We start from the raw sequence: 23,309 nt of genomic DNA on the forward strand, positions 1-23,309 counted from the left end.
CTGACCCAACCCGGCAATCCGTGGTGGCTGCGCCTTGCCGTCGCGCTGATCTTCATGCTGGCGATCGTTTCGATCTGGACGACGAATGCCTGGCTGACCACGCGTTTTTCCGAAAACACCCGCGTCCGGTCCGAACTGCGGCTGGCGCTTTACACCGGCAACCTGTTGTCGGAATTGCAGCGCACGGCGGTGGTGCCGCTGCTGCTGGCACGCGATCCGGCCTTGATCGGGTCACTGAACAGCAACGATTTTTCCACCACCTCGGCCCGGCTGATCGCGGCGCAAAAGGAAATCGGCGCGGCCTCGATCCGGCTTCTGGATGCGTCGGGGCGCACAGTGGGGGCGACCGACCGATATCAGCTTGGCAGCAACAACGTGCTGTCGCCCTTTTACGTCGAGGCGCTGCGGTCGCGCGACACGGTCTTTACCTTCGCCAACCAGGGCAGCGGAGGATACGAATTCACCTATTCCCGCGCGGTGGTCGCCGACGGCAGGACGCTGGGGGTGATCGTCGTGGGCGCGGACCTGTCGCGGCTGGAACGGTCCTGGGCGGGCATTTCAGACGCCGTGGCCGTGACCGACAGCGAAGGCCGCATCATCCTGGCGACCGAACCGCGCTGGCGTGGGTTGACCATGCCCGAGGCCCTGGCGGTGCGCGACGCGCCATCCGCCATCCAGCGGGCCTTTCAGGTCACGGCCGACTGGACCGCGCTTCCCATCGACGCCTATGTCCAGGGCCGCGCCGTCATGCAGGCCGAGGCGCGCATCCCCTTTCGCGGCTGGCGCATGATCAGCTTTACCACCTATGCATCCGTCCGCGAACAGGTGAACGCGGTCCTGGCGCTGGAGATCATGGGATTCGCCATCCTGCTGGCCGGGACATTCTATGCCCTGTCGCGCCGGGCACGCAGCCAGTCGGTCGCCTATATGCGCGAATCCGCAGACCTGCGGGCGCTGAACATGCGCCTGACCCGCGAAATCGCCGAACGAGAGCGGATGCAAAAGGAACTGCGGGTCGCCGAACAGACCGTGCAGCAAAGTTCCAAGCTGGCCGCCTTGGGCGAGATGTCTGCGGGCGTCAGCCACGAACTCAACCAGCCGCTGGCCGCGATGAAGACCTATCTGGCGGGCGCGCGGTTGCTGCTGCAGCGCGGCCGGGCCGAGGAGGCGCTGTCCAGTTTCCAGCGGATCGACGATCTGATCGAACGGATGGGCGCGATCACCCGGCAGCTCAAATCCTATGCCCGCAAGGGGGGCGAGGCGGTGGAACCCGTGGACCTGCGCGCTGCCGTCAGCAGCGCCCTGACCATGATGGAGCCGCAGTTGCGCGGCCGCACCATCCGCGTGACCCGCAACCTGCCGCGCCGCCCGGTCATGGTGATGGCCGACCGCATCCGGCTGGAGCAGGTGATCATCAACCTGTTGCGAAACGCGGTGGACGCCGTGCGAGAGCGTCGCGATGCCCGGATCGAGATCACGGTGGAAACCGGCGCCCATGCCCATGTGCTGGTGCGCGACAACGGGCCGGGCATCGCCGATCTGGAAAAGCTGTTCGAGCCGTTCTGGACCACCAAGAAACCGGGCGAGGGGACGGGGCTGGGCCTTGCCATCTCGTCCAGCATCGTGGCCGATTTCGGCGGCCGCCTGACTGCCCATAACGAAGACGAGGGCGCCGTGTTTGCCGTCGAACTGCCCCTGCTGAAGCAGCGGCAGGGCACGCAGCCGCTGGCCGCCGAATGAATGTTCGAGAGAGGAACACACAATGTCCCGCAAATTGAAGATTGCGATTGTCGATGATGAACCAGACATGCGGGAATCCATCAGCCAGTGGCTGGTGCTGTCCGGGTTCGAGACCGAAACCTATCCCAGTGCGGAAGATGCGCTGAAGGTCATCGGGTCCGACTGGCCCGGCATCGTGGTCTCGGATATCCGGATGCCCGGCATGGATGGGATCGCCTTTCTCAAGCGCCTGATGGGGCTGGATTCCGGCCTGCCCGTGATCCTGATCACCGGCCATGGCGACGTGCCCATGGCGGTCGAGGCGATGCGGATCGGCGCCATGGACTTCATGGAAAAGCCCTTCAATCCCGACAAGATGACCGCGCTTGCCAAGAAGGCCACGCAGATGCGGCGCATGACGCTGGACAACCGCGCGCTGCGCCGCGACCTGTCGGAAGGCCAGCAGGTGATGTCCAAGCTCATCGGCACCAGCCCGGTGATGGAACGCCTGCGCGAGGATATCCTGGATCTGGGCCAGGCCGACGGCCATGTGCTGATCGACGGCGAAACGGGCACCGGCAAGACGCTGGTGGCCCATGCCCTGCACGCGGTCGGCCCCCGCGCGTCGCGCAAGTTCGTGCCCGTGTCCTGCGCCGCCTACAGCGACGAGGCGCTGTCGGCCCGCCTGTTCGGCCCGCTGGAGGACGGCATCCCCGCGGTCGAGGAGGCGCGCGGCGGCACCCTGTGCCTGGAGGATATCGAGGCGCTGTCCGAATCGCTGCAAGCGCGCCTGCTGGCCTTTATCAGCGAAGGCGGCAGCCCGGCCGAAACCCGCATCATCGCCATTTCCAATGCCCGGGGCGAGGGCCGCAAGGCCGAGGATTCGCTGCGCCCCGACCTGTTCTATCGCCTGTCCGCGCTGAAGATCACCCTGCCGCCGCTGCGCGCGCGGGGCGAGGACATCCTGTCGCTGTTCACCCGCATGACCGAGCAGTTCTCCGAGGAATACGGCTGCGAGCCGCCGCAGGTTTCGGCGCAGGAAGCCGCGCAGCTTTTGCAGGCCCCCTGGCCCGGCAATATCCGTCAGTTGATCAACGTGGCCGAACGCGCCGTGCTGCAGAACCGGCGCGGGTCGGGATCCATCGCCTCGCTTCTGATGGCGGACGGGGACGACAACCAGCAGGCCACCACGACCGAGGGCAAGCCGCTCAAGGAATATGTCGAAAGCTTTGAGAAGATGCTGATTGACAACACCATGCGCCGCCACAAGGGCAGCATTTCCGGGGTCATGGACGAATTGTGCCTGCCGCGCCGGACGTTGAACGAGAAGATGGCCAAATACGGCCTGCAGCGCGGCGACTATCTTTGAATGTAACAGGGGGCGGATTTCTCCGCCCCCCTGTAGCATTACGGGCCATTACAAAAACAGAAACCGAAATACTCGGCCCAATATTTCCGATCCAAAGGATGACCGGTCAGGTCAGCAAGCTTGTCACCTTTACACGCAAGCGCAGTCGTCCACTGGGTCCGTCGCCGGACCTGCGGGGACTTCGCCGCCACACACCAAATCGGACCTGCCGTCCTGCTTCGTCAATGCCGCACCCTGCACAAGGCTGCGTTCGGAAAGGCTGGAGCCACCGGATGAACGCAACACGGTGTCGGGATATTCGGTTGCATATTCCAACATCGACATCGCGATTTCCGGTCCCTGGTCCAGATCTTTTCCTGTTGCAGTCCAATCGTTGACTGCCCGATCAATTTACTCGTGCGTCATCCATGGCTCAACCTGTCCATTTGGTCAGTTAAGCATATGCTTATTGATATACATCTGATTTTCCAAGAAAATTGCACGGCCTGCAAATATGGATGGACAAAATGGCGTCTTCACTCGCTGCACTTGCATCGGGCGATGCCGGCACGTCCGGGGCATGGCCCTTGCGCCGCAAGCCCGTGGACGCTAACCCGCTGGCGTCAGCACAGGGGCATTTCATGAGCGACAGTTCCGCCAAGGCACCTCACCCGCGCACGCAGGCCGTCCATCACGGCATCCGCCGCAGCCAGTATGGCGAGATGGCCGAGGCGATCTTCCTGACGCAGGGCTTCGTCTATGACAGCGCCGAACAGGCCGAGGCGCGCTTCAAGGGCACCGGCCCGGACGAATTCATCTATGCCCGCTATGGCAACCCCACCAGCCGTATGTTCGAGGATCGCATCGCCGCCCTGGAAGGGACCGAGGATGCCTTTGCCACGGCCAGCGGCATGGCCGCGGTCAACGGCGCGCTGTTTTCCATGTGCAAGCCCGGCGATCACATCGTTGCGGCCCGCGCGCTGTTCGGATCCTGCCTTTATGTCCTTGATCTGCTGGCCCGTTTCGGGGTCGAGGTCACCTATGTGGACGGCACCGACCTGGACCAGTGGCGCGCGGCCCTGCGCCCCGGCACCAGGGCGGCCTTCTTCGAGACCATGTCGAACCCCACGCTGGAGGTGATCGACATCGCCGCCGTCGCCGATCTGGCGCACAAGGTCGGCGCCTTGGTTGTCGCCGACAATGTCTTTGCCACCCCGGTCTTTTCCCGTGCCGCCGATCTGGGCGCCGATGTGATCGTCTACTCCGCGACCAAGCATATCGACGGGGGCGGGCGCGCGCTTGCGGGCGTGATCTGCGGCACCCGCCAGTTCGTGCGAGAGGTGGCCGAGCCCTACCTGAAGCATACCGGCGGCGCGATCAGCCCGTTTCACAGCTGGATCATGCTGAACGGACTGACGACGATGGATCTGCGCGTCCGTGCCCAAGCCGACAGCGCCCTGGCAATCGCCCAGGCGCTGCAAGGCCATCCGGCCCTGTCGCGCGTGATCTATCCGGGCCTGGCCAACCATCCCCAGCACGATTTGGCGATGCGCCAGATGGGGTCGGGCGGCACCATGATCGCCTTCGAGGTCGCGGGCGGCAAGGACGCGGCCTTCGCCGTGCTGAACCGGCTGGGGATCGTCAGCATTTCCAATAACCTGGGCGATGCGAAATCCATTGTGACTCATCCCGCGACCACCACCCATCAGCGCCTGTCCGAGGATGACCGTGCCTATCTAGGCATCACGCCCGGTCTGCTGCGGCTGTCCGTCGGGTTGGAAGATGCGCAGGATCTGATCGACGACCTGCACCAGGCCCTTGGCGCATAAGGGCTGGTCGGCCCCGTTGGCCCGAATGCCGGATTAACGCTTTGGAATCCGCGCCCGAACCCCCATATTATGGCGCGATCCCGCAACAAGGATGCCCACATGACCGAAGCCCGCCCGATGATCCCTGCCTATCCGGCCTTGGCGCGCAGCTATGACGCGGGGTTCCGGGTGGATGACGCCTACAAGGCCGGGCTGCCCGATCTGCAGAACGGTCCTGCCAGCCTGATCATTGGCGCCCGCAAACCGATCCAGCACGTAGGCATCTCGAACTTTCGCCTGCCGATCCGGTACCAGACCCGCGACGGGGGCGAGCTGGCGCTGGAAACCAGCGTGACCGGCACCGTCAGCCTGGAAGCCGATCGCAAGGGCATCAATATGTCCCGGATCATGCGGTCCTTTTATGCCCATTCCGAACATGCCTTCAGCCTCAAGGTGCTGGAGGCTGCGCTGGACGACTACCAGGCCGATCTGGACGCCTATGACGCGCGGATCCAGATGAAGTTCTCTTATCCAATCCGGGTGGATTCGCTGCGATCCGGCCTGTCGGGCTGGCAATATTACGACATCGCGATGGAGGTGCTGGACTTCCATGGTCAGCGCCTGAGGATCATGCATTTCGATTATGTCTATTCGTCGACCTGCCCTTGTTCGCTGGAACTGTCGGAACACGCCCGCGAAACCCGGTCGCGGCTGGCAACGCCGCATTCGCAGCGGTCGATCGCCCGCATTTCGGCGGTGATGCTTGGCCCGGACAAGATCTGGTTCGAGGACATGGTGGAACTCTGCCGCCGCGCCGTGCCGACCGAAACGCAGGTGATGGTCAAGCGCGAGGACGAACAGGCCTTCGCCGAACTCAACGCCTCGAACCCGATCTTTGTCGAGGATGCGGTGCGCGCCTTTGCCCAGCAGATGCTGGCCGATCCGCGCTTTGGCGATTTCCGGGTGGTTGCCAGCCACCAGGAATCGCTGCATTCGCACGACGCGGTCAGCCTGATGACCAGCGGCCCGACCTTTGCTCAGGCATCCCTGGACCCGATGACCTTCGCGGGCCTGCGCGCCTAATAGGCTGCAGACCCGGTGCCTTCGGGCAGCGCGCCATAGGGCAGCCAGATCGTCTTGGTCTGTGTGGCGTGGCGCAGGAAGACCTCTCCCTGCACCTGCGGGCCGGTCCAGTCCCGATGCGCGGGCGCCCAGACGGGCTTGAGGTTGCCGCCTGCTGCCCGTTCCACCGCCGCCAGATCGCCGCCGACCATCCACATCGCCGCCACCTCGTCATGCGCGGCCAGAACCTTGGCCAGATCGTCGCGTGGACCGGTGACGATGTTGACCACGCCCCCCGGCAGATCCGAGGTGTCGAAGACTTGATACAGATCCGTCACCGCTAGCGGATCGTCGGGCGCGGCAAGGGCGATGACGCGGTTGCCCATCGCGATGGCGGGCATGACCAGCGACATGAACGCCGCCAAGGGCTGACTGTTGGGGCAGGCAATGCCCATCACGCCGAAGGGTTCGTTGACGATGTTCAGCAGGTGGCCGGGCTTGGCCTGCACAGTCGCACCGTCGAACTTGTCGGCCCAGGCGGCATAGTGGAAGGCGCGGTCGATGGCGGCTTCGACCTCGGACCGGCTGGTGCGGGCGGCGAATTCATCGGCGCGGGCAGACAGGTTCTCGGCGATGTAATACAGCACCTGCGCGCGGGCATGGCCGCCCATGGCCGCCCATTTGCCCCCCTTGGCGGCGGCCTCGACCGCGTTGCGGATGTCCTTGCGGCTGCCCAGGGGCGCAAGGCCGCCCGGCACGGCATAGCTTGCGCCGCCGTCGGGCCGCTTTTGCGCGCCGCCTATATACAGCTTGGCCGTGCGGTCCAGACCTGAGGCATGGCCCATCCCAGAGGTCGCGGCGACCGGGACTGCGGGGGCCGGTTCGTCCGCCATATCGACCGGCGGCTCGGTCAGGTAGTCCCCCATCCCCACGCGCCCACCCTCGCGGCCAAAGCCGCTTTCGCGATAGCCGCCAAAGGGGGCGGCGGCGTCGAACAGGTTGGCGCAGTTGATCCAGACCACGCCCGCCTTCACCTTGGCCGCGATATCCGTCGCCACTGCGGCGCTTTCCGACCAGATCGAGGCGGCGAGGCCATAGCGCGTGTTGTTGGCCAGTTCGACCGCCTCATCCGCCGTGCGGAAGGTGGACAGCGTGGCGATAGGGCCAAAGATCTCCTGCTCGAAGCCCGGATTGGCAGGGCTGATGTTGCGCAGATAGCCCGGCGCGATGAAGCAGCCGTCCTGCGCCGCGCCGCCGACCAGTTCGGCACCCGCGTCAGTTGCCGCGCGGCAGATCGACAGGATGCGGTCTTTCTGAATGGGATCCACGATGGCGCCCACGTCGGTGGACTTGTCCAGGGGCGATCCGACCCGCAGCCGCGCCATGCGGGCCGACAGCAGGGACTCGAACCGATCTGCCACCCCCTCGGCCACAAGGATCCGCGATCCCGCGCAGCAGACTTGGCCGCCGTTGAACCAGATCGAATCTACCACGCCTTCCACCGCCGCATCCAGGTCGGCGTCGGGCATGACCACGAAGGGCGACTTGCCGCCCAACTCCAGCGTCAGCCGCTTTCCCGTCCCGGCAAGCTGGCCCGCAATGGCGCGCCCCACATCGGTCGAGCCGGTGAAGGCGATCTTGTCCACATCCGCCGCGACAAGGGCCGCGCCGGTGTCGCCGTCGCCGGTGACGATGTTGACGACGCCGGCGGGCAGGCCGATTTCCTGGCAGATCTCGGCAAAGGCAAGCGCGGTCAGGGGCGTGTATTCGGCAGGCTTCAGCACCACCGTATTGCCCGCCGCAAGGGCTGGGGCGATCTTCCAGGCCAGCATCAGCAGCGGAAAGTTCCAGGGGATGATCTGCCCGCAGACGCCGATTGGCCGATGCCCCGGAAAGGCGCTGTCGCGCAGTTCCGCCCAACCCACGTGGTGGTAAAAGTGCCGCGCGACCAGCGGCACGTCGATGTCGCGCGATTCCCGGATCGGCTTGCCGTTATCCAGCGTCTCCAGCACCGACAGGAAGCGTTCGCGTTTCTGCACATGGCGGGCAAGGGCGTAAAGATAGCGCGCCCGCTGCGTCCCGGTCAGCGCCGCCCAGCCGGGCTGTGCCTGCCGCGCCGCCGCAACCGCCGCCGCCACGTCATCCGCCGTGCCCTGCGTCGCCTGTGCCAGAACCTCGACCGTCGCCGGATCGCGGCTGTTGAACAACTGGCCCGGTTCGGTGAAGCTGCCACCGATGAAATGGCCGAATGCGCCGCGCCGCGCCAGCCAGTCGCGCACGGCGCTGCTGTCCTCGACCGAGGGGCCGTATTCCATCGTTTCCATCAATTCGCTCACGCTGGTCATGCGAAACCTCAGGCAATCGCTTGGCGGTAACCGGCGGCATAGCGGCCCGTCACATGGTAGCTGATCTGGCGCTCGATATCGCCCAGAAGGCTGCTGGCGCCGATGCGGAACAGGTCGGGGCGCAGCCAGTCGCGGCCCAGTTCCTCGGCCATCAGCACCTGCCAGTTCAGCGCATCCTTGGCGGTGCGCAACCCGCCTGCGGGCTTGAAGCCCACGACATGGCCGGTCTGGTCGCGATAGTCGCGGATCGCGCGGCACATCACCAGGCTGACGGGCAGGGTGGCGTTCACCCCCTCCTTGCCGGTCGAGGTCTTGATCCAGTCCGCCCCCGCCTGCATCGCGACATGGCTGGCACGCGCCACATTCTCCAGCGATTTCAGGTCGCCCGTGGCCAAGATCGCCTTCATCTTCGCGTCCCCGCAAGCCTCGCGCATGGCGCGAAGCTCGTCGTAAAGCGCCGGCCATTCGCCGCGCAGCACATGGGCGCGGGTGATGACGATGTCGATCTCGTCCGCGCCATGCTCGACCGCATAAAGGATCTCGGCCAGCCGCAGGTTCAGGGGCATCAGCCCTGCAGGAAAGCCGGTGGCGACGCTGGCGACCGGGATGTGGGAATTGCCAAGCGCGCGCTTGGCAGGCGCCACCATCGTGGGATAGACGCAGACCGCGCCCGTGGTCAGGCCGGTGACGCCCATGGCATCAAGCAGGTCGGGTGCGATGGGCTGGCGCGCCTTGGCGCAAAGCCGCGCCACCCGGTCGGGCGTGTCGTCGCCCGCTAGCGTCGTCAGGTCGATGCAGCGCACCGCGTTCAGCAGCCATGCCGCCTGGTGGTCCTTCTTCAGGCTGCGCCGGGCGGGCAGGCTGGCCGCACGGCGTTCGACGGCGGGGGTATTGATGCGGATGTCCGCAAACCCGTCGGTGCGCAGGGCGGTGCCGGGGTTTCGGGTCATGGCTTTTTCCGACGGCCAAAACCGCGTTCCTGGAACTGCGCCCACATCCGCCAAAGCAGCGCCAGCAGCATCAGCAGGACGACGCAGACGATGCTTGCCGCCCAGTTGCGCGGGCGTTCGTCCGGGCCTGCCAGCGTGTCGATGCTGACCGCGTTGGGATAGGTGGACAGGAACGCCATCCGCCAGCCATAGGCGGTGACGCTGACCCATTGCGGGTTGTCGCGGCCCGATTGCAGGTTCGTCGCCTCGGCCTGCAGGTTGGCGCTGTCGTACTTGAAATAGGGAGGCCAAATCCAGCCGGTATCCTCGTTGCGGTAAACGAAGACCTTGCCGTTGGGGCGCACCGTTTCGATGAAGCGCACGTCGCGCTGTCCCGCCGCGTTTTCGACCGTGCCGGTGTTGTCAGAGGCATAGAAGATCGCGTTCGATGCCGTGACCGAGGTCAGGCGGTTATAGGTGTTGGTGATGCGCACCGTGTTCTTGGACGGCAGCGCATAGTCCAGGAACAGGAACACCACCACGCCAAGCAGCACGCCCATCGCGACCTTGAGATAATGCATGAATGTCGCGCCCTTATTGCCAGTTGACCCAATAGATGATGCCCATGATTGCCAGATTGGGCAGAACAAAGACCAGAAGCAACAACCGCGATTTCAGCGTCTTGTCAAAGCCGGTCATGGACCTGCGGACGAACGCGCGGCGCGCAGGGGTGTTCCCCGGCATGGCGGGATGACGGCTGTCCCAGGTTTCCTCCAGCCGTTCGCGGTGCAATGACCGCAAATAGATCCGCAGCAGCAGATAGAACGCCGTTTCGGCGATCAGCAGGAACAGGATCAGGCGGAACAAGGCGGCCAAGGGGGCGGGTCCGATATGATTTCCGGCACGCTAACACCCTGCCGGGCAGGGGACCAGCCGTCAGAACGGAACGTCGTCTGCGCCCACGGGCTGCACATAGGCCGCCTTGATGTTCTTGAAGCCCGCGCCGAATTGGACGGTCAGCGTATCTTCGGCAATGCCCACGATCGTGCCTTCGCCGAACTTGGCATGGGTCACGCGGTCGCCCACGGTGAACTTCGCGGCCGGTTCGGCGTCGATGATGATGGGCGCGCGGTGAACCGGCGCCTTGCGTTCGCCCGCCCGTGTCTGCATCCGCTTCCAGCCGGGCGAGTTATAGACATCGGCCTTGGCTGCGCGTTCGTGCAGCACGTTGACCGGGCCGCCTGCCGCGAATGCCATGGCCGCGCCGTATCCGCCGCCGTAAAGGCCGGGCGGGGTCAGCACCTCGATATGTTCGGGCGGCAGTTCATCGACAAAGCGCGACGGCATGCTGCTTTGCCATTGCCCATACAGCCGCCGGTTGCCCGCAAAGCTGATCGTCGCCAGCCGTTCGGCACGCGTGATGCCGACATAGGCCAGGCGGCGTTCCTCCTCCAACCCCTTGGTGCCGTTCTCGTCCATCGCGCGCTGGCTGGGGAACAGGCCGTCTTCCCAGCCCGGCAAGAAGACAATGGGGAATTCCAGGCCCTTGGCCGCGTGCAGGGTCATGATGCTGACCTGTTCGGCCGCGTCCCCGTCGTCGCGGTCCATGACAAGGGCCACGTGTTCCAGGAAGCCTTGAAGGTTCTCGAATTCCTCGAGCGCCTTGACTAGTTCCTTGAGGTTGTCCAGCCGCCCCGGCGCATCGGGGGTCTTGTCGGCCTGCCACATGGCGGTATAGCCGGATTCGTCCAGAATCCGCTCGGCCAGTTCGACATGGCTCACGCGGTCGTCCAGGGCATCGGCGTGCCAGCGGCCCATGCTTTCCGTGAACTGGCGCATATGGGCTGCGGCCTTGCCGGACAGATCGCCCGCGGACAGCGCAGCAACGGTGCCCTCCAGCAGGGACAGGCCCCGCGCCCGCGCCATGTGCTGAATGGCCTGCAAGCCTTTTTCGCCCAAGCCCCGCTTGGGGGTATTGGCGATGCGTTCGAAAGCCAGGTCGTCGGCGGGGCTGACCACCAGCCGGAAATAGGCCATGGCATCGCGGATTTCCGCGCGTTCATAGAAACGCGGGCCGCCGATCACGCGATAGGGCAGGCCGATCGACATGAAGCGATCCTCGAAGGCGCGCATCTGGTGGGATGCGCGGACCAGGATCGCGATGTCGTTCAGACTGGTGCGGCCGATGCTGGCGCGGTGGCCGCCGTGGAAGGCCTCGATTTCTTCGCCGATCCAGCGGGCCTCGGCCTCGCTGTCCCAATGGCCGATCAGGCGCACCGGCTCTCCGGTCTCGGCATCGGTCCACAGGGTCTTGCCCAGCCGGCCCTGGTTGGCGGCGATCAGGCCCGATGCGGCAGCCAGGATCTGCGGGGTGGACCGATAGTTCTGTTCCAGCCGCACCACCTGGGCACCCGGAAAGTCGTGTTCGAAGCGCAGGATATTGCCGACCTCGGCGCCCCGCCAGCCATAGATCGACTGGTCGTCGTCACCCACGCAGCAGATGTTGCGGTGCCCCTGCGCCAGCAGCCGCAGCCAGAGGTATTGGGCCACGTTGGTGTCCTGGTATTCATCCACCAGGATATAGCGGAACCGGTCCTGCCAGCCGCGCAGCACGTCGGGATGCGCCTGGAACAGCGTCACGCAATGCATCAGCAGATCGCCGAAATCGACGGCGTTCAGCGTCAGCAGCCGATCCTGATAGGCCTTGTAAAGCCGCCCGCCCCAGCCGTCGAAACTGGCAGTCTCGCCCTTGGGCAGGTTCGCCGGGGTCAGGCAGCGGTTCTTCCAGCCGTCGATCAGCCCGGCAAGCTGGCGGGCGGGCCAGCGTTTCTCGTCCAGGTTCTCGGCCTGGATCAGCTGTTTCATCAGACGGATCTGGTCGTCGGTGTCCAGGATGGTGAAGGAGGGCTTCAGATGCACGTCGCCATTGCCGATCAACTCGGCATGGCGGCGCAGGATCTTGACGCTGATGGAATGAAAGGTGCCAAGCCAGGGCATTCCTTCGACCGTCTCGCCTAGCAGGCGGGCGATGCGGTTCCTCATTTCCCGCGCGGCCTTGTTGGTGAAGGTCACGGCCAGGATCTGCCCAGGCCGCGCACGGCCCAGCATCAGCAGATGCGCAATCCGCGTGGTCAGCGCGCGGGTCTTGCCCGTGCCCGCGCCCGCCAGCATCAGCACCGGGCCGTCCAGCGTTTCCACCGCCGCCCGCTGCGCCGGGTTCAACCCGTCCAGATAGGGGGCAGGGCGCGCGGCCATTGCGCGGCGGGACAGCGGGACATCGCCCATATCGTCGGAATCGTCCAAAAGCTCCATCCCGCCAACATAGGCGCAAGGGCAGGGCATGGAAAGCCCGTGTTCTGCCTTCGTTCGTGGCCCTTTGAATTACCGCCCCCGGATCCGCGGATCCATGGCGTCGCGCAGCCCGTCGCCGATATAGTTCACGCACAACACCGTCAGAGAGATGAACAGCCCTGGCAGGATCACCCGCCACGGATACATGATCATCTGGTCCACCGCGTCATAGAGCAGCCGCCCCCAGGTCGGGAAATCCGGCGGAAAGCCCAGGCCCAGGAAGGACAGCGCGCTTTCCGTGATGATCGCCGTGGCGATGCCCAGGGTGCCTGCGACCATGATCGGCGACAGGACATTGGGCAGCACATGGCGCAGGATCATCCGGTGGGCAGGCGTGCCGATGGACTTGGCGGCCAGGATGAATTCGCGTTCCTTCAGGCCCAGCACGTCGCCGCGCACGATGCGGGCGGCCTGCATCCAGCTTGTCGCGCCGATGGCGGACACGATCAGGATGAAGGTGCCCATGGCGGGGCCGAAGGATTGCGACAAGGGTTCGCGGAACAGCGTCACCATCAGCAGCAACAAGGGCAGCAGGGGCAGCGCCAGGAACAGTTCGGTCAGTCGCATCAGGGGTGCGTCCATGCGCCGGAAATATCCCGATACCAGGCCGATCAGGCTTCCCAGGGTGATGGCGATGATCATCGCGGTCAGGCCCACGGCGATGGACACCCGCCCCCCGGCCATCAGCCGTGCTAGCATGTCGCGGCCCAGCTGATCCGTGCCCAGCGGATGGGCGGCGGAAAAGCCGGAATTGCGCGCGCGGATGTCCACATAGGTCGGGTCGAGGGCCCAGATGTAAGGACCGACGGTCACGAACAGGATGGTCCCCACGAACAGCACCAAGGCCACCATGGCACCGCGATGGCTGCGGAACTGGCGCCAGATGTCGCGCCACTGGCTGCGCGTCTCGCCCCCTGCCTGGTGGGGATCGGCCGGGGGCAGGCCCGCGACCACGCCGGCCGAGGCTGCGGTGGCATCCACCGCTTCGGCGGTATCAAGGGCGTGCTGGCGTTCCGGGTCAGTCATAGCGGATCCTCGGGTCAAGGATGCCGTAAAGGATGTCGGCAATCAGGGTGAACAGCACGATCAGGATCGCGAAGATGAAGGTCAGCGTCAGCACCATGGGGATGTCGTTGCCGTGGATCGCGGTGATCAGCAACTGGCCCAGCCCGTTCACCTTGAACACCTGTTCGGTGATGATCGCGCCGCCGAAGACGGCGGGCAGGCCAAGCGCGATCACGGTGATGACCGGGATCAGGCTGTTCCTCAGCACGTGCTTCAGCACCACGGTCCTTTCCGACAATCCCTTGGCGCGGGCGGTGCGGACGTAATCCTGGCTCAGGTTGTCCAGCATGGAGGCACGCATGAAGCGGCTGATCTGGGCCGCGTTATACAGCGCCAGCACTGTCACCGGCATGACCATCTGCCGCACCTGCGCCCAGAAGCTGTCCCAGTCGCGCACCTGCAAGGTGGTGTCATACACGGACGGGAACCATTGCAGCTTGACCCCGAAGATGATGATCAGCACCACGCCCGTGAAGAAGGTGGGCATGGAAAAGCCGATCATCGACACAAAGGTGCCAAGCTGGTCGAACCAGGAATACTGCTTGTAGGCCGAGATGATGCCGATGGGCAGCGCGATCAGGATCCCCACCAGATAGCTGAATCCCACCACCGTCAGCGTCTGCGGCACGCGCTGCGCGATCACGTCGAAGACCGGGCTGCGCGACTGGAAGCTGATGATCCGCTGCATCCCGGCACTGAACTGGGTGCCGAACACGCTGTCGAACCAATACAGCGGCTCGACCCAGAAGAACTGCTTCAGCCACAGGACATAGCGGATGTACCAGGCCTGCCCCAGGCCAAGCGCCTCTCGCATCCGTTCCTTGACCTCGGGCGGGACGGTCAGCGGCACGTCGCCCAGGGGATCGCCGGGCGATGCTTCCAGCAGCATGAAGATCACGAACGAGATGAACAACAGCGTCGGGATCGCCAGCAGCAGGCGGCGGATGGTGAATGTCAGCATCGCAGGCCTCCAGGAAATGTCATTCGGCGCGGCACGGATCGGCGATGGTCCACTGGCTGCCTTTCCACCCATGGGGCGGGACGCCCGCCAGAAAACCGGATGCGGAATCCATGTCCTTGGCGCCGGTGGACAGGAACGGGTTCAGCACCGACGCGCCCTGCCGAAACAGCAAGCGCAATCCGGGGCGGGCGCGGCCATCGTCAGCGCCGGGACCAGAGCTTTCTTCACGTTCAACCCTTGCCTTGATGAATTCGGCCCCGCGACGGATCGCGGGGCCGGTCGGGATTACTGGACGCGGGTCCAGTCGGCAACGTTCCACAGTTCCGAATCCCAGGCGTTCATGACGACTCCGCCCAGGCTGTTGGAATGGGCCGAGGCCGTGCCGCGATAGATCAGCGGAATGATCGCGTTGCTGTCCTTGGTCAGCATATCGTTCAGCCGCCGGCCCATCTCGGCGCGCGCTGCCGGATCGACGGTCCGGCTCAGCTCGGCCATCAACTCGTCATAGGCCGGGTCGCAATAGCGGCTGATGTTTTCGCCCTGCCACTGGTTCGCGGGGCTGGGGGCCTTGTCGCAGGTCCATTTGGCCAGATAGGGCGCGGGGTTCCCGCCCTCGAAGTTGTCGGCATACATCTCCACGTCGGCATAGAATTTCTGCAGCGTGTCGGGCGAGCCGGGATCGGTCCCGAAGAAGACCGAGGCATCGACGGTCTTCAGTTCCGTCTCGATCCCGATTTCCGACCACCACTGCTTGATCAGCGCCTGGAAATCTTGGCGCACCGCGTTGACCGAGGTCTGGAACACCATCTTCAACTGCACGCCGTCCTTTTCGCGCACGCCGCTGCCGCCCACGGTCCAGCCTGCTTCCTCGAGCAGCGCCTTGGCACCCTCGATGTCCTGGGTCAGGCATTCCTCGTTGGTCGAGGCCCAGGCCTCGGGTGCCGGGACATAGTTGCAGGTGGGCTGGCCCGCCGCGCCATAGCCGATTTCCGTCAGAAGCTGGCGGTCGATGGCCATCGACAGCGCCTTGCGCACCGCCGGGTCGGTCAGGAAGGGATGGGGATGGGCATTCGTCGAACGCTCGCCTTCGGGATGGGACGACGAGGGGTCCGTCAGGTTCACGTGGATCCGTTCCACCAGGCTGCCAAAGGCCGCGCTGACCTTGCCCCGGCCCATCTGCTCCATCCCGGCGATCACGTCGGGGGCAAGCTGGGTGTTCCAGGCGTAATCGTATTCGCCGGTTTCCAGAACCGCCCGCGCCGCCGCCGCCGCATCGCCGCCGCCCTTGATGGTGGCGGTCGCGAAGGCGGGCTTCATCGCGTCGCGGTATTCGGGGTTCGCCTCGAAGGTGATCACGTCATTGGTCAGGAACTGCGTGACGCGGAACGGGCCGGTGCCGATCGGATTGAAGTTCTGGTCCGTGCAGGTCGGCGCATTGGCGCCCATGCAGTTTTCGAACTGCGCCTTCTGGATGATCGGCCCGTTCGCGCCGACAAAGGCCGAATAGGGATCGGGCATTGCTTCCTTGAAGGTGATCTTGACCGTCAGGTCATCGACCGCCTCGATCTTGTCGATCCCCTCGAACTTGGCAAGCTGCGAACAGCCACCCTCGGGGTCCATGCAGTACTGGCCTGAAAACACCACGTCGGCAGCCGTGACGGGCGTGCCGTCGGACCATTTCAACCCGTCCTGCAGTTTCCAGGTGACCGATTTCAGATCCTCGGCGATGCCGCCGTTTTCCAGCGTCGGGATTTCGGCTGCCAGGCGGGGGACATGCTCGCCCTCGGGGCTCATGCTGGCCAGCGGCTCCAGCACCATGCTGGACGCGATCAGTTCCTTGGTGCCCCCCGAAAGATAGGGGTTCATCGTGGACGGCGCCTGCCACATGATGATGTTCAGCGCGCCGTCGCTGCCCCGTTCGGCCATGGCGGCGGGCGCCAGGGCCAGGGTGGCGACCGCGCTCATCAGCATTGTCTTCAGCTTCATCAATCTCTCCTGTCGGAAGGTGCAACCGCGGGCGCGGCCGGGGATGTCTGTTGCCCTTGTCAGGCTTATGTCGTTGTTTCCCTTGGTATGCCGGGGGATCGTTGCGGTTCCCGGGCCCTGCGGAATGGCATCAGTTTCAATCGAAGCCCCTTTGGAAAGCAAGTCCTATCGCGTGACAGGGCGGCGGTTCTTTCGCCTTTGACTTTCCGCCGAGGGTGACTAGCCTTGCCCGGTGACCATGCCGGGGGCGATCTGATGCTGGATGACAAACCGCTTGTTTCCATTGAGAAACTTCGGGTCGAGTTCGAAACCGGCGATGGCGTCGTGGTGGGCGTCAAGGATATCAGCTTTGCCATCAACCCGGGCGAATGCGTCTGCGTCGTGGGCGAGTCCGGGTCGGGCAAGTCGGTCAGTTCGCTATCCCTGATGCGGCTGGTGGAATTCGGCGGTGGCACGATCACGGGCGGGCGGCTGATGTTCGACAGCGGCGACGGGCGCCAGATCGACCTGGCCCAACAATCATCCCCCGCGATGCGCGACATTCGCGGCAACCAGATCGGCATGATCTTCCAGGAACCGATGACGGCGCTGAACCCGGTCTTTACCGTGGGCGACCAGCTGACCGAAGGGCTGATGGTCCATCGCAACATGACCAAGGCCCAGGCTCGTGCCCGCGCCTTGGAAATCCTGCGCCAGGTCCGCATCCCCGAACCCGAGCGCCGGCTGGACCAGTATCCCCACGAATTGTCGGGCGGGATGCGCCAGCGGGTCGTGATCGCCATCGCCATGGCCTGCGAGCCGCGCCTGCTGATCTGCGACGAACCCACGACCGCCCTGGACGTGACCATCCAGGCAGAAATCCTGGCGCTGATCGACCGGTTGAAGCGCGAAAAGCAGATCGCGGTGCTGTTCATCACCCATGACATGGCGGTGGTGGCGCAGATGGCCGACCGCGTGGTCGTCATGTATCGCGGCCAGAAGGTCGAGGAAGGCCCCGTCGCCGAGGTCTTCGAGAACCCCAGGGAAGATTATACCAGGATGCTGCTGGCCGCCGTGCCGCGCCTGGGGGAAATGACCGGCAAGCCCGCCCCCGAACGGATGCGCCTGATGCGCGACGGCACCCTGTCGGCGCCCGAGCCGATCATCGTCAAGGATCCCAAGCCCCTGCTGACGGTGAGGAACCTGACCACGCGCTTTGCCGTCAAGGGCGGGCTTTTGCGCCGCACCACAGCCCGCGTCCACGCGGTCGAGGATGTCAGCTTTACCATCAACGCGGGCGAAACCCTGTCGCTGGTTGGCGAATCCGGCTGCGGGAAATCCACCTGCGGGCGGTCTCTCTTGCGGCTGGTCGAACCGGATTCGGGAAAGGTCGATCTGGGCGGCACCGACATTCTGGCGCTGTCCCCGCGCGATCTGCGCCGCGCGCGCCGCGACATGCAGATGATCTTCCAGGATCCCTTTGCCAGCCTCGATCCGCATATGAAGCTCTATGACCAGGTGGCCGAGCCGTTGGAGAATTACGGCATCGGCAGCCGGTCCGAACGCCGCGACAAGATCGCCGCATTGTTCGACCGGGTGGAACTGCCCCGCAGCTTCATGCGCCGTTACCCGCACGAGATGTCGGGCGGCCAGCGCCAGCGCATCGCCATCGCCCGCGCGCTTGCCCTGAACCCCAAGCTGATCATCGCGGACGAGGCCGTGTCGGCGCTGGACGTGTCGGTGCAGGCGCAGGTGCTGAACCTGCTGATGGAGTTGCAGCAGGATCTGGGCATCTCGATGCTGTTCATCAGCCATGACATGGCTGTGGTCGAACGCGTCAGCCACCATGTCGGCGTGATGTATCTGGGCCGCATCGTGGAAATGGGCACCCGTGCCCAAGTGTTCGAGAACCCGCAACACAATTACACCCGGCAGTTGATGGCCGCCGTGCCGGTGGCTGATCCGCGCCAGAAGAAGATCAGCGAGGATCTGAACTTCAAGCCCATCCCCTCGCCCATCCATCCCGTCGATTACCAGGCAGCGCCCTCGGTGTATCGCGAGGTCGCGCCGGGTCACAAGGTTCTGGTCGAACCGGCGACCCATCACTAGGGTCAAACCCCCGAAACCTGAGCTTGCAGATCATGCAGAATGGGTTCACCCTGTCCCCGCTGAAGGAGACCGTTCATGCCCGTCAAAAACCGATTTGCCGAACTTCTGCCTGAAATCACCGCATGGCGCCGCGATTTCCACGAACATCCTGAACTGCTGTATGACGTTCACCGCACCGCAGGCCGGGTGGCCGAATTACTGCGCGGCTTCGGCTGCGACGAGGTGGTCGAGGGCGTGGGCCGGACCGGCGTCGTGGGCGTCATCAAGGGCAGAACCGACAGCCGGGGCCGCGTGATCGGCCTGCGCGCCGACATGGACGCCCTGCCGATCATCGAGCAGACGGGATTGGGTTACGCGTCGAAAACGCCGGGCAAGATGCACGCCTGCGGCCATGACGGCCATACCGCGATGCTGCTGGGCGCCGCGAAATACCTGGCCGAGACGCGCAACTTCGACGGAACCGCCGTGGTGATCTTCCAGCCCGCCGAGGAAGGCGGGGCAGGGGGCGAGGCGATGGTGCTGGACGGTCTGGTCAGCCGCTGGAACATCCAGGAATTCTACGGGATGCACAATATGCCGGGAATGCCGGTGGGCAGCTTCTCGATCAAGCCGGGGGCCATGATGGCGGCGGCGGACCAGTTCGACATCATCGTGACGGGAAAGGGCGGCCATGCCGCCAAGCCCCATGAATGCATCGACACCACGCTGACCGCCGCCCAGATCATCGTGGCCCTGCAATCGGTGGTCGCGCGCAACATCGATCCGCTGAAGAACGCAGTGATCTCGGTCTGCGTCGTGTCCACGGATTCGACCGCCCATAACGTGATTCCGCAGGTGGTCAAGCTGAAGGGCACGGCCCGAAGCCTGGATCCGGGCGTCCGCGACCAGTTGGAAGAGGGCATCACCCGCGTTGCCACCAACATCGCCGCCGCCATGGGAGCCACGGCGCAGGTGGATTATCAGCGCGGCTATCCGGTCACGATGAACGACGACCAGGCGACCGTCTGGGCCGCCGACGTAGCGCGAGAGATCGCGGGCGACGTGAACATGGATATGCAGCCGATGATGGGCGGAGAGGATTTCAGCTATATGCTGAACGAAAAGCCCGGCGCCTATATCTTCGTGGGCAACGGCGACACGGCGATGGTCCACCACCCCGCCTATAACTTCAACGACGATGCGATCCCGGCGGGATCAAGCTGGTATGCAGGCATGGTCGAACAGCGGATGCCCGCCGCCTGATCATTCCTTGCTGCCGGGGATGTCGCAGCTATCCCCGGCAGTGTCGGAAATGCGATTGTCATTCCGCTGCAATCGTCCGAAATGCTGTCAATCCTGACAGCCGAGAAAGCGGACCCCATGAAAAGCTATACGCTGCGCGTCACCTGCGCCTCGACCCGCGGGATCGTGGCGGCCATCTCGGGCTATCTGGCCGGGCACGACTGCAACATCACCGACAGCGCGCAGTTCGATGACACGGAAACCGGCCGTTTCTTCATGCGCGTCAGCTTCCGATCCGAAGGAACGGCAGCCCTGGGCCAGTTGCAGCAGGGCATCGCACCCATCGCCGAACGCTTCGGAATGGAGGCCGAGTTCAGCGACGACGCTGTGAAGAAGAAAGTCGTCATCATGGTCAGCCGTTTCGGGCACTGCCTGAACGACCTTTTGTATCGCTGGCGGATCGGCGCGCTGCCCATCGACATCGTGGCGGTGATTTCCAACCACATGGATTACCAAAAGGTCGTGGTGAACCATGACCTGCCCTATTACTGCGTCAACGTGACCAAGGAAAACAAGGCTCAGGCCGAGGCCGAGCAGATGCGCATTGTCCGCGACGCTGGCGCGGAGCTGATCGTGCTGGCGCGATATATGCAGGTGCTGTCGGATCAGATGTGCCAGGCCATGTCGGGGCGGATCATCAACATCCACCATTCGTTCCTGCCGTCGTTCAAGGGCGCCAACCCCTACAAGCAGGCCTACGAGCGCGGCGTGAAGCTGATCGGGGCGACCAGCCATTACGTGACCGCCGACCTGGACGAAGGCCCGATCATCGAACAGGACACCGTGCGCGTCACACACGCCCAGTCGCCGGGCGACTATGTGTCGCTGGGCCGCGATGTCGAGGCGCAGGTTCTGGCCCGCGCCGTCCACGCCCATATCCACGGGCGCGTCTTCTTGAACGGCGACAAGACCGTGGTCTTCCCCCCGTCGCCCGGCAGCTATGTCAGCGAACGGATGGGATAAGTTGAAGGGGGCTTTGCGCCCCCGTCACGCTGACGCGCGACTCCCCCGCAGGATATTTCAGCCAAGGCAAAGCGGCGAAACCTTTTCTTAGAGCGCGTTGCGTCTAATCGGTTTCATATCCGGCGGCTTTGAAGAAATTGTAGCATTCCTCATCGGTGAAAAGATCGCAGACCTGCCCGACGGCGTGCCAGAGAGCCTCGTAGGTTCGCGCGGCGGCTCTCCGGATCAGGGCCTTGAGCTTTGCGAAGGCCATCTCGATCGGGTTCAGATCCGGACTGTAGGGAGGCAAGAACAAGAACCACGCGCCAACGGCGCTCATAGTCGCCGCTGCCTTGGGACTCTTGTGCGATGACAGGTTATCCAGAATGATCACATCGCCGGGTCGCAGTGTCGGGGCCAGTTGGGTTTCGACATAGAGCTCGAACAGTTCGCGGTTCATGGCACCGTCGATCACCCAGGGCGCATCCAGCCGGTCATGGCGCAGGGCGGCGATGAAGGTCTGGGTGTTCCAGTGGCCGAAGGGCGCATGGTCGACAAGGCGCGCGCCTTTTGGAGACCATCCGGTGGTCTTGGCCATGTTCGTCTTCAGCGACGTCTCGTCGATGAAACCAAGGCGCGTCAACGCGCTGCGCATGAACGGTTGGCGTCGTGTGATCCAGATATGGCGTGCCTGCCGGATCTCAGGCCGCTTCTGCTCGAGGGCTTGCAGGTCTTTTTTTGTGTGTCAGCCCGAGACCGCGCAAAAACCGCCAAACCGAGACACGGTGAATGGCGATGCCGTGATGATCCGCAAGTTCGCCGACCAGGTCGTTCAGCGTCAGATCGGGCTTCGCCTTCATGCGCGCGGTGATCCAGTCCCCCACACCAACCAATTTGCCATGACCACCACCATGGCCTTGGGCACGCGGAGCTAACCCGCCCGTCTCGCGCTTCAGGATCACCATGTCGTTGACGAACTTCACCGAAACCCGGAACCGCGCAGCGGCTGAACGGTGCGAGTTCCCTTCCTCCACAAACGCCACAACGCGCTCTCGGAGCGCCATAGGATGCGGTCTGCCCATATCATCCCTCCACCTGTCATGCAGGCAGGGAATCACAGATCAAGCCACAGGGGTATCCTGAATCGGGAAAGCCGCAATACGCTCTAATCCGTCTGCGTTATCAGAGGCTTACGGTACAGGCGGGGACGCCGATGACCGTCCAAGGCAAAGCGCCCCGGTTCCTTTCGGAATCGGGGCGTCATGGCTTTTGCCTTGGTCGAGATATCCCGGGGGACCGGGGGCAGCGCCCCCGGCTTTCTTATTGCGGCAGTTCCGCGTTGATCCCTTCCACGAAGAAGTTCATCCCCGACAGTTCCTCGTCCGTGGCCACCTGACCCTCGGCCAGCCAGGCCGAACCGTCCGCCTTGTTCAGCGGGCCGGTGAAGGGGTGGTATTCGCCTGCGCCGATATTGTCGCGCAGGGTCTCGGCCTCGGCCTTGACTTCGGCGGGGACAGCCTCGGTGATCTCGCCGATGGCAACGATGCCGTCGCCGATGCCGCCCCAGACGGCCTCGGGCTGCCATGTGCCGTCCAGGACGCGGCCCACGCTTTTGACGTAATGCGCAGCCCAGTTGTTATAGACCGAGGACACCCGCGGTGTCGGCGCGAAGGATGCCATGTCGGCGGCCTGGCCAAAGCCGATCTTGCCCTGTTGCTGCAACTGCGCCAGCGGCGCGGTCGAGTTGGTGTGCTGCAGGATCACGTCCACGCCTTCGGCCATCAGGGCGTTGGCGGCGTCGGCCTCCTTGGCGGGGTCGAACCAGGTATAGGCCCAGACCACGCGCATCTCGACGTCCGGGTTCACCTTCTTGGCGTGGATATAGGCCGAGTTGATGCCCTGGATCACCTCGGGGATCGGAAAGGTCGCAATATAGCCGATCTTGTTCGACTGGGTCATGCGGCCCGCGATGGTCCCGGTGACGGCCCGGCCCTCATAGAAGCGGCCGTCATAGGTACCCACGTTCTCGGTGCGCTTGTAGCCGGTGTTGTGTTCGAACTTGATGTCGGGGAACTTGGCCGCGACGTTGATGACCGCGTCCATATAGCCGAAGCTGGTCGCATAGATCACGTCGTTGCCCGCAAGCGCCAACTGGGTCAGCGCGCGTTCGGCATCGACGCCTTCCGGGACGCTTTCCAGATAGGTGGTTTCCACCCGGTCGCCGAATTCCTCCTCGACCGCAAGGCGGCCCTGGTCGTGCTGATAGGTCCAGCCGCCGTCACTGACCGGGCCGACATAGATGAAGCCGACCTTCAGCGGCTCGTCTTGGGCCCAGGCGGGCAGGGCAAGGCTGATCGTCGTCATGGCGGCGACGCTGGCGATAAGCTGTCTGCGGTTCATGTGTTCCCTCTCTGATGAACCCGG

General features: G+C 64.5%; 18 protein-coding genes. 7 read left to right on the top strand and 11 right to left on the bottom strand.

What is annotated here, in order from left to right:
* Positions 1–54: 54 nt before the first annotated feature.
* The 4 genes from LZ585_RS03450 to folE2 all read left to right on the top strand — a co-directional run bounded on the left by LZ585_RS03450 (position 55) and on the right by folE2 (position 5,958).
* The gene (locus LZ585_RS03450) at positions 55–1,740 is read left to right on the top strand and encodes a sensor histidine kinase (RefSeq protein WP_234855744.1); all 1,686 of its coding nucleotides are present in this window, start codon (positions 55–57) and stop codon (positions 1,738–1,740) included.
* 22 nt (positions 1,741–1,762) lie between these two features.
* Positions 1,763–3,088 (top strand): sigma-54-dependent transcriptional regulator, encoded by a 1,326-nt coding sequence (locus LZ585_RS03455; protein ID WP_234855054.1) that lies wholly within the window; start codon positions 1,763–1,765, stop codon positions 3,086–3,088.
* Positions 3,089–3,708: 620 nt separating this feature from the next.
* The gene (gene metZ, locus LZ585_RS03460; protein ID WP_234855055.1) at positions 3,709–4,896 is read left to right on the top strand and encodes an O-succinylhomoserine sulfhydrylase; all 1,188 of its coding nucleotides are present in this window, start codon (positions 3,709–3,711) and stop codon (positions 4,894–4,896) included.
* Between the two features lie 99 nt (positions 4,897–4,995).
* The gene (gene folE2 / locus LZ585_RS03465) at positions 4,996–5,958 is read left to right on the top strand and encodes a GTP cyclohydrolase FolE2 (protein WP_234855056.1); all 963 of its coding nucleotides are present in this window, start codon (positions 4,996–4,998) and stop codon (positions 5,956–5,958) included.
* Here the strand turns inward: folE2 and LZ585_RS03470 are convergent.
* The 9 genes from LZ585_RS03470 to LZ585_RS03510 all read right to left on the bottom strand — a co-directional run bounded on the left by LZ585_RS03470 (position 5,955) and on the right by LZ585_RS03510 (position 16,574).
* Positions 5,955–8,282, bottom strand: a complete 2,328-nt coding sequence (locus LZ585_RS03470; protein ID WP_234855057.1) for an aldehyde dehydrogenase family protein — start codon at positions 8,280–8,282, stop codon at positions 5,955–5,957. The two genes, folE2 and LZ585_RS03470, sit on opposite strands and share 4 nt — an antisense overlap.
* An 8-nt stretch (positions 8,283–8,290) precedes the next feature.
* On the bottom strand, positions 8,291–9,232 hold the full coding sequence (gene deoC, locus LZ585_RS03475) for a deoxyribose-phosphate aldolase (RefSeq protein ID WP_234855058.1): 942 nt from the start codon (positions 9,230–9,232) through the stop codon (positions 8,291–8,293).
* A complete protein-coding gene (locus tag LZ585_RS03480) occupies positions 9,229–9,792 on the bottom strand; it encodes a DUF1523 family protein (RefSeq protein WP_234855059.1) in 564 nt (187 codons plus the stop codon). Before LZ585_RS03480 ends, deoC begins: the two co-directional genes overlap by 4 nt.
* 13 nt (positions 9,793–9,805) lie before the next feature.
* The gene (locus tag LZ585_RS03485; RefSeq protein WP_234855060.1) at positions 9,806–10,087 is read right to left on the bottom strand and encodes a hypothetical protein; all 282 of its coding nucleotides are present in this window, start codon (positions 10,085–10,087) and stop codon (positions 9,806–9,808) included.
* A 60-nt stretch (positions 10,088–10,147) separates the two neighbouring features.
* Entirely contained in the window at positions 10,148–12,523 is a 2,376-nt protein-coding gene (locus tag LZ585_RS03490) for an ATP-dependent helicase (RefSeq protein WP_234855061.1), read from the bottom strand.
* A 69-nt stretch (positions 12,524–12,592) separates the two neighbouring features.
* Complete coding sequence (locus LZ585_RS03495) at positions 12,593–13,588, bottom strand: ABC transporter permease (protein ID WP_234855062.1); 996 nt, start codon at positions 13,586–13,588, stop codon at positions 12,593–12,595.
* Entirely contained in the window at positions 13,581–14,588 is a 1,008-nt protein-coding gene (locus tag LZ585_RS03500; RefSeq protein WP_234855063.1) for an ABC transporter permease, read from the bottom strand. Before LZ585_RS03500 ends, LZ585_RS03495 begins: the two co-directional genes overlap by 8 nt.
* A 19-nt stretch (positions 14,589–14,607) precedes the next feature.
* Positions 14,608–14,766 (bottom strand): hypothetical protein, encoded by a 159-nt coding sequence (locus LZ585_RS03505; protein ID WP_234855064.1) that lies wholly within the window; start codon positions 14,764–14,766, stop codon positions 14,608–14,610.
* A gap of 107 nt (positions 14,767–14,873) precedes the next feature.
* Positions 14,874–16,574: a peptide ABC transporter substrate-binding protein gene (locus LZ585_RS03510; RefSeq protein WP_234855065.1), complete on the bottom strand. Its 1,701-nt coding sequence runs from the start codon at positions 16,572–16,574 to the stop codon at positions 14,874–14,876.
* A 255-nt stretch (positions 16,575–16,829) separates the two neighbouring features.
* Between LZ585_RS03510 and LZ585_RS03515 the strand changes: the two genes are divergently transcribed.
* From LZ585_RS03515 to purU, 3 genes are all read left to right on the top strand, one after another.
* Positions 16,830–18,662: an ABC transporter ATP-binding protein gene (locus LZ585_RS03515; RefSeq protein ID WP_234855066.1), complete on the top strand. Its 1,833-nt coding sequence runs from the start codon at positions 16,830–16,832 to the stop codon at positions 18,660–18,662.
* 75 nt (positions 18,663–18,737) lie between these two features.
* Positions 18,738–19,904, top strand: coding sequence for a M20 aminoacylase family protein (locus LZ585_RS03520; protein WP_234855067.1), 1,167 nt, complete (start codon positions 18,738–18,740; stop codon positions 19,902–19,904).
* 117 nt (positions 19,905–20,021) lie between these two features.
* Positions 20,022–20,906, top strand: a complete 885-nt coding sequence (gene purU / locus LZ585_RS03525; RefSeq protein ID WP_234855068.1) for a formyltetrahydrofolate deformylase — start codon at positions 20,022–20,024, stop codon at positions 20,904–20,906.
* Between the two features lie 103 nt (positions 20,907–21,009).
* On the opposite strand, the gene LZ585_RS03530 is transcribed toward purU, so the two are convergent.
* Both LZ585_RS03530 and LZ585_RS03535 read right to left on the bottom strand, forming a co-directional pair.
* Positions 21,010–21,967, bottom strand: a protein-coding gene (locus tag LZ585_RS03530; protein WP_139086627.1) for an IS630 family transposase whose coding sequence is annotated in 2 segments (ribosomal slippage) — positions 21,010–21,624 and positions 21,626–21,967 — 957 coding nt in all. Because the reading frame shifts where the segments join, the coding sequence is not laid out codon by codon here.
* A 238-nt stretch (positions 21,968–22,205) separates the two neighbouring features.
* Positions 22,206–23,285 carry a BMP family ABC transporter substrate-binding protein gene (locus LZ585_RS03535; protein ID WP_234855069.1) on the bottom strand — a complete coding sequence of 360 codons (1,080 nt, stop codon included), beginning with the start codon at positions 23,283–23,285 and terminating at the stop codon, positions 22,206–22,208.
* Positions 23,286–23,309 lie beyond the last annotated feature (24 nt).

The sequence above is a fragment of the Paracoccus everestensis genome (assembly GCF_021491915.1).
Classification (GTDB): Bacteria; Pseudomonadota; Alphaproteobacteria; order Rhodobacterales; family Rhodobacteraceae; genus Paracoccus; species Paracoccus everestensis.

What these genes read in the sequence shown, in the direction of transcription:
- LZ585_RS03470 (WP_234855057.1), bottom strand. Translation starts at nt 8,282, where the DNA reads ATGACCAGCGTGAGCGAATTGATGGAAACGATGGAATACGGCCCCTCG.
- folE2 (WP_234855056.1), top strand. Translation starts at nt 4,996, where the DNA reads ATGACCGAAGCCCGCCCGATGATCCCTGCCTATCCGGCCTTGGCGCGC.
- LZ585_RS03500 (WP_234855063.1), bottom strand. Translation starts at nt 14,588, where the DNA reads ATGCTGACATTCACCATCCGCCGCCTGCTGCTGGCGATCCCGACGCTG.
- deoC (WP_234855058.1), bottom strand. Translation starts at nt 9,232, where the DNA reads ATGACCCGAAACCCCGGCACCGCCCTGCGCACCGACGGGTTTGCGGAC.
- LZ585_RS03515 (WP_234855066.1), top strand. Translation starts at nt 16,830, where the DNA reads ATGCTGGATGACAAACCGCTTGTTTCCATTGAGAAACTTCGGGTCGAG.
- purU (WP_234855068.1), top strand. Translation starts at nt 20,022, where the DNA reads ATGAAAAGCTATACGCTGCGCGTCACCTGCGCCTCGACCCGCGGGATC.
- metZ (WP_234855055.1), top strand. Translation starts at nt 3,709, where the DNA reads ATGAGCGACAGTTCCGCCAAGGCACCTCACCCGCGCACGCAGGCCGTC.
- LZ585_RS03510 (WP_234855065.1), bottom strand. Translation starts at nt 16,574, where the DNA reads ATGAAGCTGAAGACAATGCTGATGAGCGCGGTCGCCACCCTGGCCCTG.
- LZ585_RS03495 (WP_234855062.1), bottom strand. Translation starts at nt 13,588, where the DNA reads ATGACTGACCCGGAACGCCAGCACGCCCTTGATACCGCCGAAGCGGTG.
- LZ585_RS03450 (WP_234855744.1), top strand. Translation starts at nt 55, where the DNA reads ATGCTGGCGATCGTTTCGATCTGGACGACGAATGCCTGGCTGACCACG.
- LZ585_RS03535 (WP_234855069.1), bottom strand. Translation starts at nt 23,285, where the DNA reads ATGAACCGCAGACAGCTTATCGCCAGCGTCGCCGCCATGACGACGATC.
- LZ585_RS03520 (WP_234855067.1), top strand. Translation starts at nt 18,738, where the DNA reads ATGCCCGTCAAAAACCGATTTGCCGAACTTCTGCCTGAAATCACCGCA.
- LZ585_RS03490 (WP_234855061.1), bottom strand. Translation starts at nt 12,523, where the DNA reads ATGGAGCTTTTGGACGATTCCGACGATATGGGCGATGTCCCGCTGTCC.
- LZ585_RS03455 (WP_234855054.1), top strand. Translation starts at nt 1,763, where the DNA reads ATGTCCCGCAAATTGAAGATTGCGATTGTCGATGATGAACCAGACATG.
- LZ585_RS03480 (WP_234855059.1), bottom strand. Translation starts at nt 9,792, where the DNA reads ATGCATTATCTCAAGGTCGCGATGGGCGTGCTGCTTGGCGTGGTGGTG.